The organism is Microcoleus sp. K1-B1, assembly GCF_036704705.1.
Taxonomy (GTDB): Bacteria; Cyanobacteriota; Cyanobacteriia; order Cyanobacteriales; family Microcoleaceae; genus Microcoleus.
The window spans coordinates 26907-41122 of sequence record NZ_JAUBSH010000044.1 but is presented as its reverse complement, the minus strand read 5'-3'; the positions used below and the strand labels follow the sequence as shown (position 1 = coordinate 41122).

The window sequence follows — 14216 nt, the reverse complement described above, 5'->3', positions numbered from 1 at the left end:
AGTGTCAATCCAACGCATTGCTGAAAAAGCTGCATTGAAAAACTCAACCCACAGTAAAGCCATGCTAGATAACAACGAAAGCAAAAGAGACAGCACCCACTCAGAAGAAGTTCTGTCAGCAACCGAAGTATCAGAAACCAAGGATCGATCCGAATCAAATGTGCAGGCTGGATCAGGGGGTAAATCCAATTGGTTCGGTTCCGTTTTCGGAGCCGTCTCTGCAACGGCGAGTGCGGTAGGGAATGCGGTAGGCAATGCCGGAAATGCAATTGTTAATACCGCGAGTGCGGTAGGCAATGCAGCAGGCAGTGCTGGAGATGCGATTGTTGTTAATACCGCGAGTGCGGTAGGCAATGCCGGAAGTGCGATTGTTAATACCGCGAGTGCGGTGGGGAATGCAGCAGGCAGTGCAGGAGGTGCGATTGTTGTTAATACCGCGAGTGCGGTAGGCAATGCCGGAAGTGCGATTGTTAATACCGCGAGTGCGGTAGGTAATGCGGTAGGGAATGCCGGAAGTGCGATTGTTAATACGGCTAGTGCGGTGGGGAATGCAGCAAGCAGTGCTGGAGGTGAGATTGTTGTTAATACCGCGAGTGCGGTAGGGAATGCGGTAGGGAATGCCGGAAGTGCAGCACTCCAATTTCCCAATTTTTTTGGTTCAGCCCTCGGTTCGATTTCTCAGAGTCCTATCCTAAAAAAACTGACTGAAAATTTCAAAATCGACTGGTTAGTTAATGCGATCAATAAAGTTGATGTTGTGACTGCCGAGGCGCAAGTTCGAGAGTTGCAGCGCCAATATCCTCACGAGAAACCTCAAGAAATCGCACATCGCTTAATGGTGGAAAAAGCCTTGCTAGCTGCAGGAAGTGGCTTGGTTAGCAGTTTAGTTCCGGGCGCAGCTTTGGCATTGGCTGGCATGGATTTAGCGGCAATGACGGTGTTATCCGCCGAGTTGGTTTATCAAATAGCTGCCGCCTATGGAAAGGATTTGCAATCGAGCGATCGCCAAAAAGAAGTTGTCGCTATTTTCGGTTTATCCTTGGGGAGCAATTTAGCGATCGAAGCTGGAGTTACGCTTGTCAGCAATATTCCCTTGGCGGGTGCGGTAATTAATGCTAGCGCCAGTGCGACAATGATTTACGCGCTGGGATACGGTGCTTGTCGGTTTTATGAAGCCGATATCGATTCCTCGAAAATCGAAACCAAGCTCGAAGATTTACAAGAGGTATTGCAAGCGGAAAGTGAGCAATATTTAGAGACAGCGATCGCACAAGAAACGGTGATGGATTGGATTTTGGTGTATGTCGTCTATACCACCCAAAAATTCACCCGATGGGATGAGTTATTACCCCAATTACAAGCGGCAAATTTAAATCCCAAGTCTTTAGCTGAGATTGAAGCTGTGAAAAATAAGTCTAAATTGCCTCCCAAGTTGGATATTTTACTCGCACAACTCGAACTCGACTTTGCCGAACCACTTTTAAAGCGATGCACTGAGATGATCGAGGCTGACGGTGAAATTAATGAACAAGAGGGGAAAATTTTGCTGACAATTCAACGGGCTGTTTTGAGCAAAAGAAAGCAAGCTCAAAAGCAAGCGTAGCCAACTTCGATCGAGGATGGGGTATCGGAAGCCACTGAAGCACAAACTGAAGTCTAAGCTAGATCGCAAACTACTCGGTGCCTTCACGCCCGGAAATGTCAAATCCAATACTCAAACTGGCTCAAGCGAATGGGGTAAAACTCTGGGACGATAACAGTTAATTGATTTAGTGATTCGAGCTAAAAAACAAGGTATCTATGAACCAATAATCCCAGTCTATAAAATAGCGGGGAGTATCATTTGAAAAAAAAAACTTTTGCTGTTGTGCAGTCGGAAAATCGCTGGATTCCGAGCAATACAGTGGAAATAGACACTCCTGAAAAAGCTCGATCGCTCCTTAAGTTAATGGATGCACTGGAAGATTTAGATGACGTGCAAAGTGTGACGGCGAATTTTGAAATGACAGATGAATTGATGTCTTTGAGTATGGTGTAACGCTCTAAATCACCAGATTTTTGCCATCCGCAAGACAAATCCCGGTAACTCTGGATCTGCGCTGACTGTTTCAGGATTATCCAAGATTTCAGGTTCGCGATTGGGACGGTAGATGTAGACTTTTCTGTTTTTGCGATCGATCAAAAAGCCGAGGGATACACCGTTCTCAATATATTCTTGCATCTTGTTTTGCAATCCCTTGAGAGTGTCACTAGCAGACCGCAATTCAATCACAAAGTCAGGACAAATCGGTGCGAATGACGCTTTTTGTTCTTCAGTTAAGGCATTCCAGCGCTCTCGTTTAATCCATGAGGCATCGGGGGATCTGGTTGCTCCATTCGGCAAGGTAAAGCCTGCACTGGAGTCAAACGCTTCACCTGTGCCATCTTGTTCTGCCCAGTTCGCAAGTTGCTGAGCAATTTTAATGTTGCGGTTCCCTGTATCTGAAAAGGCTGGTGACATAATGATAACTTCCCCACTGGCAGTACGCTCAATTCTCAAATCGCGATTAACTATACAGAATTCATAGAACTGTTCAACAGTCATCGATTGGATCGCAGGGAAATTGACCGTCAGTGGGACGCTTTCGGTTTGAATTAGGAGCGTCGTCATGGTTTTTCCTCATTTGGTGCAGGCGTGACAGAATGCCTTGAGCTTATCATATCTTAGCTTGGCGATTGAAAGTCTTAGTCGATCGCGGACTCGGAGGCTTGTATCCGTTTTTGGGCTGAGTTAATCGATTTTAGATTTTAGATTTTAGATTTTAGAATTGAAGCATTGACCCCACGGATAAATTTGGGGGGCAAGTTTCATCGGATACAGGTTTTTTATTTCTGGGTCCTGAGTCTGCTTTCGGAATGAATCCGGGGGCTTGTATCCTCGATGCTTGATTGTCAATAATCTTTTTTCCCAGTCAGTAAATAAGTAACCATATATCCCTTGCCCTTAACTTGAATAGCGCCGCGCTTCTGAAAAGTATATTTATCTTTTAATATCTCGTAGGTTTCGGCGGTGACTTGAATGCAGCCGGTAATCCCGTGGGATTCCATGCGCGAAGCAATATTTACTGTGTCGCCCCAGAGGTCGTAAATAAACTTTTTTAAGCCGATGACGCCGGCAACGACAGGGCCACTGCTAATCCCGATCCGAATGCTGAAAGGTTCCGAATGTTCTAAACTGAGGAGCCTAATTTCGTGCAACATATCGATCGCCATGTTCGCAACCGCCTCCGCGTGATCCTCTCTAGCCGTAGGCAAACCGCCGACAACCATGTAAGCATCACCAATAGTTTTAATTTTCTCCAAACCGTGGCGATCGGCCAAGTGGTCAAAAGCCGAAAAAATATCGTTGAGCACTTCCACCACCGCCGTCGCTGAAATTCTCGACGAAAGCTCTGTAAACCCCACAATGTCGGCAAACATCACAGTTACTTCCGCAAAACTTTCGGCGATATTGTGTTCATTGTCCTTCAAACGCAGGGCGATCGCTGCGGGCAAAACGTTCAGCAGCAGTTGCTCGGATTTAGCTTGTTCGAGTTCCAACTGTAGGTAAGCAGCCTGCAACTGTTCGGCTTGGCGAATTCTTTCTCCGGCTAGCTTTTCGATTTGGGCGGTGCGACTCAAAGATGTCAGCATATATGTCACCGGAATCAGAGTCCAGAGCATCCCCATCGTCAGAGTTCCCCAAGAGCGCCAGTGCTTGCGAAGCCTGCGAATTTCCGGTGTTGCCGACACGTACATAGACCACTGGCGGCCACTAATTTTCAGCCGCCTTCTGCAAGCTGTATAGTTCGGGCCTGGATTGTCAAGAATCGGGCAGTTTTGCATCAGGGATCGGTCAGCAGGGGCTAATGCTGGAAGCACTTGTTGGCTCGCGGATTGGAACTGCACCGCAAATTGCTGAATTTGGCGCTCAGCAGGGAGATTTTTGAGAACCGGGTTTGCCCTTTGCGGTAACAGTGGCGCTGCTTCTTGCTTGTCTGGAGCCTCGCTAACGAGATAAATATTGAGGTATTCGGTATTGCGTCCTTTTAAAGAGGTTTGGAAAATATCTTTGCCTCGAAATACGCCCAGAACAAATCCTTGTAGCAGTTGGCGACGGGATTCCAGGGTAGTCGGGTTACTGCTGTTTTCGTAAATCGGAACTATGGCCAAAAGACCCTGTTCCGGCGAAGTGCCCTGAGTTAAGCCGATGTAGTTGGTGACAATCATTTCTCCTGTATCGCGCCCTCGATGGAGCGCGGCGCGGATTTCTGGGTGGGAGGCGAGGTCAAAGCCTAATACTGTCTCGTTTCCGGCTGGTGGTTCGACGTAGAAAGCCGGGAAGTATTCGGAACGCTGGAGGGCCTTGCGGAGTTCTCCTCGCGGCCCGCGCTCTGTAATCTCGAAGCTGGGATCTGTTTCGGTTCTAGCTTTGGTTTCGTAGTTGCGCCGCTCGTCCTGGGGGACGCGGGGGGCCCAAGCCAGGAGTTGCAGGCTGGGGTGGACGGATAGGGGACGGGCGACAAACCGGGCAAAAGAGGAACGCTCGACGGCGCTGAAGGCTTTCATGTAGTCGCTGAGGGCCAGAACAGTATCTAAGTCGGAGTTTAGCTGGCGTTCGATGCCGATCGAAATATCGTCAATGCGGCGGTGCATTTCGTAGTCGCGGCGCTTGTCTTCCCAGTCCCAAACCAAGGCGAATGTCAAAACCGACAGTCCGACACCCAAAGCCAGCGTCAACCCGGCTGGAATGTAGCGAGACCAGGATAAAGGTAGTTTTTTCAGCATATTTGCCTAGCGAATAAGGGCAGCAGATTAGCACACCGCTGAGTGCGATTTGTTCCGGCCTCTGAGTGCGGTTAATTCAAAACCCTGATAACTCAAGCACCGACGGCAATTGGGATTTAAAAGTTAGATATTTAAACTTTTTGATTAATGGACGATCGCTCAGCAGGGGATTTCAATCCAGAATTCCGCTCCCTGTCCGGGCGCTGAGATGCACCGCAGGCTTCCCTTATGTTTTTCTACCACAATCTGATGGCTGATGGATAATCCTAAGCCGGTTCCAGCCCCTACGGGCTTGGTGGTGAAGAACGGGTCAAATAGCCGCTTGCGAACCTCTTCGCTCATTCCCGGGCCACTGTCGGCGATGCAAATTACAATGCGATCGCAATCACTGAGCTGGGTTTTACTGTGGCTTTTCAACCCAGCTTTTTTCATGAGGGTGCGAATCACGATCGTCCGAGGTTCCGGTTGGTTTTCTAGAGCGTCGATCGCATTGCTGATAATATTTAGAAATACCTGGTTCAACTGACCAGCACAACAGTAAATCTTGGATATTTTTCCGTATTCTTTGATAATTTCAATCCCGCTTTTTATACTTGCCTGATGAAATCTGTGCTGCAAAATCAACAGTGTACTGTCAATTCCTTCATGAACGTCTACCAACTTCATTTCCGATTCATCCAGTCGCGAAAAGTTCCGCAGCGACAACACAATATTACTAATTCTTTCTACTCCTACTCTCATGGAATTTAGCATTTTTGGCAAGTCTTCCTTCAGAAAATCTAACTCTAAGTCCTTAACTTTTTCCGCAATCTGAGGGACTGGGGACGGATAGCATTCCTGGTAGAGACTTAACAGTTCAATTAAATCGTGAAAATAATTGTAAGTATGAGCAATATTGCCGTTAATAAAAGTGGCGGGATTGTTGATTTCGTGGGCAATACCAGCCACCATCTGACCGAGACTCGACATTTTTTCGGATTGAACTAATTGGATTTGAGCGTTTTGTAGTTTTTCGTAGGCTTCTTGCAATTGGGCAGCTTGTTTTCTTAATTGAGATTCGGAAGCTTGGAGTGCGGCGGCGGAAATTTTGCGATTAGTTATATTTTCAATCATCCCTAAGTTGTAAATAGGTTGTCCTTCACCGTCTCGAATCAAAGTAGCTGTCACGTTTACCCAAACAATTTTACCTGTAGCGGTAATCTGGCGGAGTTCGATTTGATAGTGAGTAATTTCTCCCCGATCAAGAGAATCAGCAACTTGGACATTTTTGGGATAATCGTCGGGATGCCCAAGTTCAATAAATGTTTTGTCGAGCAATTCTGCTGCGGTATATCCCAGCATTTCACAGTAAGTTTTATTGACTCTCACTAACTTGTTATCATCTAAATTAGCTAAGTAGATAGCGATGGGTGCATCTTCAAAAATTGTGCGAAACAGTTCCTCGCTGGCCCGGACTTTAGCTGTTAGGGAAAGCCTATCAGTGATGTCTTCAAACGTAGACAAAATGCCGACAACATTGCCGGAATTGTCGTGTAAAGGTATTTTATTTGTATCCAGACAGCACTGGGTGCCGTCGGCTTGCATTTTGGATTCTATGATGTGATATTCTGGGGTGTTGGTTGCCATAATCCGGCGGTCGCAGGCTCGAAAAAATTCTGTTTCTTCCGGCTTCCAGGGCATATCGAAGTCGGTGAGACCGGCGATTTCACTGGGGTGATTGAAACCTGCGACTTTGGCAAAGTTTTTGTTGCCTCCCAAGTAAACTAAATCTCGATCTTTCCAGGCGATTAACTGAGGGATGTTATTGATTACCAACCACAGCATTTTTTGGGATGTTTCCAAGGCTTCCGTGCGTTCTAGGACGCGCTTTTCAAGTTCTTGATTGGCTTGTTGCAGGGCGATTTTTGACTCGCTGAGGGCGATTTCTGCTAGCTTGCGATCGCTGATGTCGATTGTCACTCCCTCCCACAGTATATCGCCCCCAGGCTGCATTTCGGGGCGGGCGATGCCGCGAATCCATTTCAGTTTTCCAGATCCGGTTATGATCCGTCCTTCATATATCCAAGGTTTGAGATTTTCACCGGAAATTGCGATAGATTCTAACAGATTTTTTAGGTCTTCTGGATGCACCGTTGACCACATTAAATCAGACTTTTCTTGAACTTTTTCTGGATCTAATTCGTAGAGTTCCCAACAGCCTGAACTGAGATAAATGAATTCATCGGAACCGTCTGGATGCCGCAAGTATTGATAAATCATTCCCGGCAGATTGGCGGCCATTTTTTGGAATCTGGCTTCGCTTTGCCGCAGTGCTGATTCTGCAAGTTTGCGATCGCTAATATCAATCAACACGCCGTCCCAAATAATGTTATCTTTTTCGCCCTGTTCAGGGCGGGAAGCCCCACTAATCCACTTAATCCGATCGCCCGGAAAAACAAATCTGCCTTCCCACCGCCAAGGTTCTAAAGTTTTAGCTGAGATACCAACAGATTCATGGAAGCTTGGCGCATCGTCTGGATGAATCATTTCGATCGCGGGAATAGCTGAGTTTTGGAGTACATCTGGTTCTAATTCCCAGAGCTCGCGGCAGCCGGAACTGACGTAGGGGAATGACACAGTGCCGTCTGCTGCTAACTGAAATTGATAAATCATTCCCGGAACGTTGGCGGCTAGTTTTTGAAACCTCGCTTCGCTTTGCCGTAGTGCTGTTTCTGCTTCTACGCGATCGGTAATATCGTAAAATGCCGATAAAATTGCGGCTTCGCCATTAAAATTAATCGCTCGCATCGACATTTTTACCCAAAAAAAACTGCCATTTGCTTTCTTGAGGCAGATTTCTTCGCGGTCGCTAAAGCCATTTTGTTTGACTAATTCTAGCAATTGAATGTGGTCGTTGATATTGGCATAGATTTCAATTTTTTTTCCAAAAATTAGTGCTTCGTTCCTCAAGCCTAAAGTTTCACCCAGAGCAGGGTTTGCATATAAAATAACGCTGTCTTCTAGGCGCGTAATTAACAGGGGAACGGGAGTTGTACTGGCGATAACGCGCAATCTTTCTTCGCTTTCTTCCCTGGCAGTTTCGGCTGCTACTCTTTTACTAATATCATTCTGAACTCCGATAAAATGAGTTAATTTTCCCTCATTGTCTAGGATGGGGGAAACCATTAATTCGTTCCAAAAAGGAGTTTTGTCTTTGCGATAATTTTTGAGAACTACCTGAATTTCCGTTCCCGCTTCCAAGCTGCGGCGGAGTTTATTTAATTCTGCCTGATCGGTATCGGGGCCCTGCAAAAACCGGCAGTTGCGTCCAATAACTTCTTCGGCACTGTAACCGGTCAGTTTCTCAAAAGCAGGATTGCAGTAGATAATAGGTATGTCAGGCTTGCGAGCATCCGCGATGAGGATGCTGTTGCTCGACGCTGCGATCGCCCGCTCTAGGAGAGACAGGTTGAAAGAGTCTGTTGTCATCTGTAGCAATATTCACGCTCCTGCGGAGCGGACAGAAGAATAAAAAATTATACACACCTTAAGCTATTCTTATTCTATAATCTTATTTTTAATTTAGCTTTGTGAACAAAGTCAGCAGCCCAAAAAAGTCGGCGATGGAGACGACTAATACCATTTTAGATGTTAGATTTTGGATTGGCAATGACTGATTCCATCATGGTTTGGATGATGGGTCTACAGTTGCCTTCTTTTGGAAAATTAGTATCACCGAAGGCATTAGGCACTTATCCCGAAAACAGAAGGTAAAAATACCGAATGCCAAAAGAAAATAGAAGGTGAAAATACTGATATTTTTAACTTTTTTTCTTATCCTCCTTTTATCCGGTTCATCAACCCTTTTAAATTGACAAGCTAATGCAAGAACCCTGACCAGTTTTGCTGACTTCAATCCTGGCTTGAAAAGCTTCTTTCAGGTGAGGCATATGGGTAACGGTGAGGATGCAGGCGAAGTCGGAGGCGATCGCATTAATTGCAGCAATCAGCCGATCGCACCCTTCAGCATCCTGAGTCCCAAATCCCTCATCAATAATCAACATTTGTAAAGCCGTGCCCGCCCGCTGAGACAGCAGTCTCGCCAGCGCCAGCCGAATCGCAAAATTAATCCGAAAAGCTTCACCGCCAGAGTAAGTTTCGTAGGCGCGAGTACCGCGAGCATCAGCAATTAAAATGTCTAAAGTGTCAATCAATTTAGTGGCTTTTTTAGAAGCAGAAGCCCGCTGAGTAATAAATTGAACGTGCAATTGATTGGCGCTCAATCTCGACAATATTTGATTAGTTTCAGCTTCGAGTTGAGGCAAAACATTTTCAATCATTAAAGCTTGAATGCCATTTTTACCAAAAGCTTGACCCAACTCTTGATAAACTCGCTGTTGGCGTTTGGCAACTTGCATTTGCTCTTTTTGAGCTACTAGCTGAACTTGCAAATTTTCCAGATTTTGCTGCTGCTGCTGAAGGCGTCCGAGACTTCCCAAATGTTGGTCTAACTGCTGGCGGCGGCGACTGATTTGCTGTTCGATCGCACTTATGCGCGCTGTGGGATCGGGATGTTCTTGCAATTGCTGGTTCATCGCGGAAGTTTGAGCGCTGACAGCTTGCAAATCTCGATCGCGCACTGCGATGGAATTTGCTATTTCATTAACCCGCTGCTGCACTTGCGGGTACTGCACAGTTGCCGATCGCAATTTTTCGGCGCGGGCAATCCAAAACTGCGATCGGCGCATTTCGCTGCGGACGTGTTCGTGCTGTTCCAAATTATAGCCAATTTCCGCAATGTATCTATCTAAAGACACAATTTGCTGCTGTATTTCCGAGCTGTTTTTTTGCTGTTCTAACTGTTGCTGTACTGTAGCTAATTGAGTTTGCAAATCCGGGCGACGGGCATTAATTTTATTCAGTTTATGCTGAGCATCTTTGATTTGAGCTTGCTTAATTTCCGCCCACCGCAAGCGCTTTTCATCGCTGCGCGCGAGGGAATGGCTGCGATCGCTGTAATTGAGCTGTTGCAGTTGCTGTTCGATTTGCTGGAGTTCGCCCAAATCATCGGCTGCATACTCGCCGGTGCGTAGCAACCGCTCTATTTCTGCCGCGTCTTGACGCATACTTTGCAGGCGATTTTCATCTTGGCTAAGGCTATCTAATTGTGCTTGTAAATGGCTGCGGCGTTCCCGCAATTCTTGGTAGGGCGCTAATTCCTCTTCTAGTTCGCGGTATTCATGTCTGAGAACTTGAATTTCGCGCTCAGAGACGGCCAACTGTTCGCGAACAACCCACAGTTGGTTCCAGATTTCCTGCTGTTGGGTGTGGTGTTTTGTAACTACCAAATTCCAGTAGTGTTCGTCTAAAGGTCGATCGCACAAAGGACAATTGCCAAAATTTGTATCTCGCACCATTAAATGCGAATTCGATGGCTCGTTTTCGGCAAAATTCGAGGCTTTACCTTCGCCTGCGGTTTTTTCTCCTTCATGTTTCCGCAGCAGTTGCAGTTTTTGGTCGATCTCGGCGAGTCTGGTTTGATAGTCGCGGCTTTTGGCTTGCAGGTTTCCTAGAAAGTCGTGCCTTTCTTGACCTTTTTCGCGGACTCGCTGCTGATAAACTCGCTTGTTTTCCAACTGCAAAATTTGATTGGCGATGGCCGAGATTTCCTGCTGTAATTGCGGCTGTCGCTGCTGCTGCTGAACTTGCACCTGTCGGTTGATTTCGTCTAAGCGGGCGGTTAAACCGGCGCGGGCGCGATCGAGCTTTTGTTGCTTTTGCTGCTGCTGTTGTAGCAGCGGCGAAACTTGCAGTTGCAGTTGCTCTAGTTCGTTGAGGCGCGATCGAACTGCTTGCAACTGTGCGAGTCCTTTGTCAACCTCCGGCTGCTGTTTGAGAATTTCCAGAACATCTTTTTCATCCTGTTCTAAAACCTCTAATTGAGCTTGCAACTGCTGAATTTTGCTTTGCAAAAAGCTCAGTTCTTGCCGCTGCTGTTCTTGCAGTTGTTGGCGCTGATTTTGGGCTTGTTGGTTAGCCTTGAATTTGCCAGCCAGACTTTCTTCTGTCGCTTGCAAGCTGTGGAAATACGCGATGCCTGCTGTTATTTCATTTTCTTGCCCTAGGAGGGCTTGTAGCTCATTGTGCTGCTGTTTGGCTGCGCTGAGTTCTTGCTGCAAGCGGCGGCATTCTTGAGTGATATTGTAGTGCTGTTGCTGGTGGCCGGCGAGGAGTTTTTGCCAAGTTTGGCGGTTGTGGTGCTGAAGTTGCAGTTGCTGTAACTCGTTTGTGTCGGCTTGCTGCTGCTGCTGAAGCAAATCGGTTGCTTGCTGCAATTGAGTTTGTTCGGAGGCGAGAGCCTCTTTTTGTTGGAGTTGCTCTTGTACGGTTAGCAAACTCTGTTTGAGCACTTCGACTTGAGCTTTAAATTGTTTGGACGTATCTTTGGCTTGGTCGGATAAAGTGTCGTAGGAGTCGAGCTTGAGCAGGTTGGCTAAAACTTGTTTGCGTTCGATCGGCTTTTTGAGCATAAATTCATCAGCTCGCCCCTGCCGCAAATATGCCGAATTGATGAAAGTATCGTAATCTAGTTTGATGTGTTCGAGGATTTTTTGCTGAGTTGTTCTCAGACCTTTGTCTGTGAGCGTGCGAAAATTAAGTTTTTCCTCACTCTCGGCAGAATTCAAGCTGACTTGAAATTCCAAACTTCCCGATTGTCCGCGTCGGCGGTTGCGAATCACCCGGTAGATTTGGCCGCCGGTGGAGAAAGTGAAATCAACGCGCACATCTGTTTCGCCGATATGGATGATATCGTCTTCCGTATCGCTGCGACAACAGCCCCAAAGTGCCCAGGATATGGCTTCTAAGAGGGAGGATTTGCCAGCACCGTTAGGCCCGCAAATGCAAGCGGTGTGCAAGCCGCGAAAGTCTAAAGCAGCATCTCGATAGCTGAGAAAATTTTTGAGTGTAAGTTGTATAGGAATCATTTAGGCCGCCGCGCCGTACAATCTATTTATAAATAACACTATTTGTACGCTGTTGCCTAGTTATTCAATCTAGATCCAGAACAATTGTCAGTGCTTCTGCAATTTCTTCCATAATTGTCTCGGACAAGGTTCCGAGTTGTCGGACAAATCTTTGTTGGGAGACGGAACGGACTTGAAAAGTATCGGCGGCGGAGAGTTTCGCTAAGCCATTTTCGCCGCTGGGTTCTAGTCGAACCATCCAATTTCTCTCGGTGTATCGCTCTTTCCAGTCAGTGATAGGAACAATAACTTCAAGCAGCAAAATTCCCACCGTTTCATCGCTGACAATTACTACCGGACGAGTTTTGCCGATTTCGGCGCCCACAGTAGGTTCAAGCGCAACCAGCCAAATTTCACCTCTACGCATTAGTTTTTATCCCTGCGTTAAGGTATTCTTCCTCGGATTCAAAATAGGGTTCGCTCTCAGCCGACCACAAATCATGTAAAGCACCTCCCGGCATATAATCTTGGACTGCTGCTTCTGCTGCGGCTCTGAGTCTCCGCTTTCTCTCGGCTTTGCGCTGGGCTTTTTCTTCTATTTCTTCGCGCATCATCCGCGAAGCTGTTTCGATGATTTCTAGCCGTTCTTCTGTTGTCAGATTTTTGAGTGCTGCTAAGATTTCTGTTTTGGTCACGGTTTTTTCGGGTGGTTGGTGAGAAAGTGCGATCGATATGGGAGCATCCCCATACTCGGCTACAAACGAGATTTGTGCTGTTTTTACTGTACGGGCTTGCGACCTTACGGGTAGTTGTTGGGATTTTCAACTATCAAACCCTCACTTGTTGCTGCATTCAGCTCCCCGTCAGCAGATACAAAAGTCATCGCAGGCAAACTGTTAGCTGTGCAAAGGTTATTTATGCCACAGCCTGTTGCTAGCTGCACAGCATCATAGCCTCGCAATCCGTAGGTTTCAGCTAATGCCATTGCAGAGTTAATAATGCTTTCGGTGAATTCTACAACCTGATACTCAGATTGTAGTTGACATACTCACCGCTCTAAAGAGACGGTGATTCTTGACACTTCACTGACTGACGCTACCGAAGTAGTCTTACTCTGTCTCTGCGTCCGTTTGGAGTCGTGGCAATGCCCTATCCCGACTTTGTTTATATTCTTGGCGGCGTTCTCGTCTCGATCGTGTTCTGTTCCACAATTCAAGCATTTAACCGTCCGAACCTTTAGATCGAGTTTTCCCCACCTATAGCCACACTCAAAACACACTTGGCTGGTAGGTTCCCATCGGCTTATAACATGAAAATCTCTTCCTAATTTTTCCGATTTTCCTTCACACAAACTTCTAAACTGTCTCCAACCTTGCAAGCCGATCGCTCTTGACAGTTTGCGGTTTTTAACCATACCTGAGACGTTTAAATCTTCTAAGACGATAGTTTGGTTTTCACTAAGGACTTTAGTTGATAGCTTGTGCAGAAAGTCTTGACGGGTATCTGCGATCCGATTGTGTAGCTTAGCAATTTGTAGTCGAGTTTTATTTCTGCGTTTTGAGTCTTTTTGTTGCCGTGCTAGCTTCTTTTGAAGTTTGCGAACTTTCTTGTCTAACCTTGAATAATCAGGACTTTCTACGTGGTCGCCATTGCTCATCACAGCAAAAGTCTTAATACCCAAATCAATCCCGATGCTTGGGTTTTTAGCTTCAACATTGACGGGTTCAATATCTACTACAAAACTTAGGAAATATCTATCTGCACATTCTTTAACTACTGTTACAGAGCTAGGTGCTGATGGCAAGTCTCTAGACCAAATTGGTTTAATATTGCCAATTTTTGCTAAATAAACCTCTTTCCCTTTAATGGAAAATCCACCAATCCTAAACCTTGCTGCCTGTCGATTAACTTTTTTTTTGAACTTCGGACTGCCTACTTTTTTCCCCTTTCTCTTCCCTTTGAGTGAGTCGAAAAAATTCTTGTAGGCCATACCTAGATCGGCGACAGACTGCTGTAATGGAATGTTAGAGACTTCGGACAGCCATTGACGCTCTAAGGTTTTCTTTGCTTGGGTAATGACTAACTTTTGCAACTCATTACTACTTGGCAACTTCTCAGATTGCTTGCAAATAGCTAGCGCATCATTCCAGACTACCCGACAGCAGCCAAACAACTGAGCTAAACTCTGTTGCTGTTGATTAGTTGGGTAAAATCTGTACTGATATCTAGCTTTCATTTGCTTACCTCCTTTATCTATTATACTAGATGTATTGCCATTTGACCGGACAACATGAAAACAAAAAGAATTGATATTCGGATGACTGAGTATGAATTTAGACAGTTAGACTCGGAGGCAGAACGCAGAGGAATGACTCGATCGGAATTGATTAGAAGCATAGTTGCTAGGCTGCCAGAGCCAAATATAAAGCCGTCCTAAAAGGACGGGGCTTGTACCCAAGTTTTCGG

The 14216-nt window shown here is 46.2% G+C and carries 10 protein-coding genes and 1 pseudogene; 3 read left to right on the top strand and 8 right to left on the bottom strand.

Annotation, left to right across the window (positions count from 1 at the left end):
* Position 1 precedes the first annotated feature (1 nt).
* Both QUA83_RS17300 and QUA83_RS17295 read left to right on the top strand, forming a co-directional pair.
* Positions 2 to 1603, top strand: a complete 1602-nt coding sequence (locus tag QUA83_RS17300) for a hypothetical protein (protein WP_333294652.1) — start codon at positions 2 to 4, stop codon at positions 1601 to 1603.
* 240 nt (positions 1604 to 1843) lie between these two features.
* Positions 1844 to 2038 (top strand): annotated as a pseudogene (locus tag QUA83_RS17295) (YebC/PmpR family DNA-binding transcriptional regulator); the annotation flags it as partial.
* Between the two features lie 9 nt (positions 2039 to 2047).
* On the opposite strand, the gene QUA83_RS17290 reads toward QUA83_RS17295, so the two are convergent.
* The 8 genes from QUA83_RS17290 to QUA83_RS17255 form a co-directional block, all read right to left on the bottom strand.
* Positions 2048 to 2650, bottom strand: a complete 603-nt coding sequence (locus QUA83_RS17290; protein WP_333294650.1) for a Uma2 family endonuclease — start codon at positions 2648 to 2650, stop codon at positions 2048 to 2050.
* A 281-nt stretch (positions 2651 to 2931) separates the two neighbouring features.
* Positions 2932 to 4806 carry an adenylate/guanylate cyclase domain-containing protein gene (locus tag QUA83_RS17285; RefSeq protein ID WP_333294649.1) on the bottom strand — a complete coding sequence of 625 codons (1875 nt, stop codon included), beginning with the start codon at positions 4804 to 4806 and terminating at the stop codon, positions 2932 to 2934.
* Positions 4807 to 4965: 159 nt separating this feature from the next.
* A complete protein-coding gene (locus tag QUA83_RS17280; protein ID WP_333294647.1) occupies positions 4966 to 8274 on the bottom strand; it encodes a PAS domain S-box protein in 3309 nt (1102 codons plus the stop codon).
* Between the two features lie 377 nt (positions 8275 to 8651).
* Positions 8652 to 11771, bottom strand: a complete 3120-nt coding sequence (locus QUA83_RS17275; protein WP_333294646.1) for an AAA family ATPase — start codon at positions 11769 to 11771, stop codon at positions 8652 to 8654.
* Positions 11772 to 11835: 64 nt separating this feature from the next.
* Complete coding sequence (locus tag QUA83_RS17270) at positions 11836 to 12177, bottom strand: type II toxin-antitoxin system PemK/MazF family toxin (RefSeq protein WP_190657517.1); 342 nt, start codon at positions 12175 to 12177, stop codon at positions 11836 to 11838.
* The gene (locus QUA83_RS17265) at positions 12170 to 12445 is read right to left on the bottom strand and encodes a hypothetical protein (RefSeq protein WP_333294645.1); all 276 of its coding nucleotides are present in this window, start codon (positions 12443 to 12445) and stop codon (positions 12170 to 12172) included. The genes QUA83_RS17270 and QUA83_RS17265 overlap by 8 nt, the downstream gene beginning before the upstream one ends.
* A 104-nt stretch (positions 12446 to 12549) precedes the next feature.
* Complete coding sequence (locus QUA83_RS17260; RefSeq protein ID WP_333294643.1) at positions 12550 to 12735, bottom strand: hypothetical protein; 186 nt, start codon at positions 12733 to 12735, stop codon at positions 12550 to 12552.
* A 63-nt stretch (positions 12736 to 12798) separates the two neighbouring features.
* A complete protein-coding gene (locus QUA83_RS17255; RefSeq protein ID WP_333294642.1) occupies positions 12799 to 13986 on the bottom strand; it encodes a transposase in 1188 nt (395 codons plus the stop codon).
* Between the two features lie 54 nt (positions 13987 to 14040).
* Here QUA83_RS17255 and QUA83_RS17250 point away from each other — a divergent pair, with 54 nt between their 5' ends.
* Positions 14041 to 14187, top strand: a complete 147-nt coding sequence (locus QUA83_RS17250; RefSeq protein ID WP_333294640.1) for a plasmid mobilization protein — start codon at positions 14041 to 14043, stop codon at positions 14185 to 14187.
* Positions 14188 to 14216 lie beyond the last annotated feature (29 nt).

What these genes read in the sequence shown, in the direction of transcription:
- QUA83_RS17290 (WP_333294650.1), bottom strand. Translation starts at nt 2,650, where the DNA reads ATGACGACGCTCCTAATTCAAACCGAAAGCGTCCCACTGACGGTCAAT.
- QUA83_RS17285 (WP_333294649.1), bottom strand. Translation starts at nt 4,806, where the DNA reads ATGCTGAAAAAACTACCTTTATCCTGGTCTCGCTACATTCCAGCCGGG.
- QUA83_RS17280 (WP_333294647.1), bottom strand. Translation starts at nt 8,274, where the DNA reads ATGACAACAGACTCTTTCAACCTGTCTCTCCTAGAGCGGGCGATCGCA.
- QUA83_RS17275 (WP_333294646.1), bottom strand. Translation starts at nt 11,771, where the DNA reads ATGATTCCTATACAACTTACACTCAAAAATTTTCTCAGCTATCGAGAT.
- QUA83_RS17270 (WP_190657517.1), bottom strand. Translation starts at nt 12,177, where the DNA reads ATGCGTAGAGGTGAAATTTGGCTGGTTGCGCTTGAACCTACTGTGGGC.
- QUA83_RS17260 (WP_333294643.1), bottom strand. Translation starts at nt 12,735, where the DNA reads ATGGCATTAGCTGAAACCTACGGATTGCGAGGCTATGATGCTGTGCAG.
- QUA83_RS17255 (WP_333294642.1), bottom strand. Translation starts at nt 13,986, where the DNA reads ATGAAAGCTAGATATCAGTACAGATTTTACCCAACTAATCAACAGCAA.
- QUA83_RS17250 (WP_333294640.1), top strand. Translation starts at nt 14,041, where the DNA reads ATGAAAACAAAAAGAATTGATATTCGGATGACTGAGTATGAATTTAGA.